The 1,799-nt window shown below is 60.9% G+C and carries 1 protein-coding gene and 1 pseudogene; both read right to left on the bottom strand.

Features of this window, described 5'->3' with window-relative positions; genetic code table 11:
- Positions 1–38: 38 nt before the first annotated feature.
- A pseudogene (locus CSC70_RS13600) lies at positions 39–191 on the bottom strand (IS1595 family transposase); the annotation flags it as partial.
- Positions 192–213: 22 nt separating this feature from the next.
- Positions 214–1,590: an IS5 family transposase gene (locus CSC70_RS13595; RefSeq protein WP_160964032.1), complete on the bottom strand. Its 1,377-nt coding sequence runs from the start codon at positions 1,588–1,590 to the stop codon at positions 214–216.
- Positions 1,591–1,799: the final 209 nt, after the last annotated feature.

Raw genomic sequence — 1,799 nt, 5'->3', positions numbered from 1 at the left:
TCGGCCAACGCAAAAGGCCACCTGATTAGCCCTGTCTCTCAGCCATGAAAATTGCCCGCCATGCGCAAAGCCGGCTCCGGACATGGGTTGGATTGCATCATGGCCGTGGCAAGTCGTGGCAGCATCTCGCGCAAGCGGAATCGACGATTAAAACGATAGGCCGCTTCTCCCAGGTAACGCCTTGCGTATTTAGTCGCCCCTGAAAAACTACTCTCAAGCACCAAATGCCATGTTTGCGAGCCACGGGGGGCTTGAGGACGTTGAGGAACGCGCCCGCACCACCTGCAACCAGGCACGCAAAAATGCGATCCAGCGCAGCAGCCACCGCAGGTTGTAGCCGGCGGCGCAGCCGAGCACGTGCAGTGCATCGCCTTGGGCGCCGTTGAGATGGCAGCGATTCAAGCGGCAGTCCTGTTTCAGATGTCCGATCACCGGCTCTACCGCTTGCCTTCGTTTGATCCAGCGCCATTGCCGTCGCGTCAGCGTTCTGGCTTTGCCCCGATGCAGGATCTGCACACCCTCCACCTCGCGCCCGCGATACCCCAAGTCCACGATGGCCATCTGCGGGATCACATTCACATCCTGGAGCAGCCCGCGCGCCTGTTCCAATTGCTCGGCCAACGTGTCGCCGTCGTAGGGATTGCCGGGAAAACTGCGCGCGCCCACGATCAAGCCCTTGCGCGCACTCACCGCAATGCCGACCTTGACGCCGAATTCGTACGGGTTCCTCGCCTTGCCCTTGCTGATGCATTCCACTTCCGGCGCGTGCAACGCGTAGAGTTTTTGGTTGTCCTTGGGACGCTGTGTCAACAACCGGTGTGCGCGCTCCAACCAGACACCGATGCGCTCACGCACCGACGATTCCCGCTGGGCCAGCTTGCGTTGCAGATCGCGTAATACGCGTCCCAGGATCGTGCGTTGGCGTCGCAGCACCTTGCGCATGCGCTTGAACTGGCGCGCATGCGCATAGCGCCCGGCCTTGCGGCTCAACGCCGGACCTTGCCGCGCATAGGTCTGTCGCAGTGCGATGCCGTGTCGCTTGGCCAGCAGCACCAGCTTCTTGCGGGCCACCTCCAGCAGCCGGTTGTCGGTGGGATGGGCGATCGCTTTTTCCTGCACGGTGGTGTCCACGATCACTCGCGACAACTCGCGCGCATCCACTGCTTTGACCGCATGTGCGGTGTTGATGGTGTGCGCCAACAGCTCTTCCATCCCGGCTTCGCCCAGGCGCTGTCGCCACCGTGTCAGGGAGCTGGGATCGCACGGCAAGCAGGTCTGGAACACCACCTCGCCGGTGAAAAACTGCCAGTACGGATTTTCCAGCCAACGTTCGCACACCGCTTCATCGGACAGGTCGTAGGCGTGCTTGAGGTAGAGCAGCCCAGCGATCAGACGCATCGGCAATGCGGGGCGACCGCCTGTGCCGGTGGTGACCGGCAATCGTGGCGACAGCGCCTGCTCCAGCGCACTCCACGGCAGCCGGTGGCTCAGCTGGACCAGTGGATGGCGCAAGTCGATCTGGTTCTCCAGACGCGAACGAAACAACTCATCGGCAGGCAATTGCTCGGCGGCGGGACGGCGTGTACGCATGGGCGAAAACTGCCATAAACCAGTTCGTAGAGTAACGAAAACTGGTAATTCCAGCACGCCTAAAACGTAGGTCAAGTCTTGCAATGGATGCGGTCTGGGGGTTTTTCAGGGGCGACTCAATAGAGTCAGCTCGCGTCCTTGGGGAGCGTTACAAGACAACCTTGGATATTCTTCGCGAAAAACGCCTATGGCTACACCAGGTAGTTGAT

The organism is Pseudoxanthomonas kalamensis DSM 18571 (genome assembly GCF_010211745.1).
Classification (GTDB): Bacteria; Pseudomonadota; Gammaproteobacteria; order Xanthomonadales; family Xanthomonadaceae; genus Pseudoxanthomonas_A; species Pseudoxanthomonas_A kalamensis.
This window is presented reverse-complemented; position numbering and strand designations above follow the sequence as displayed.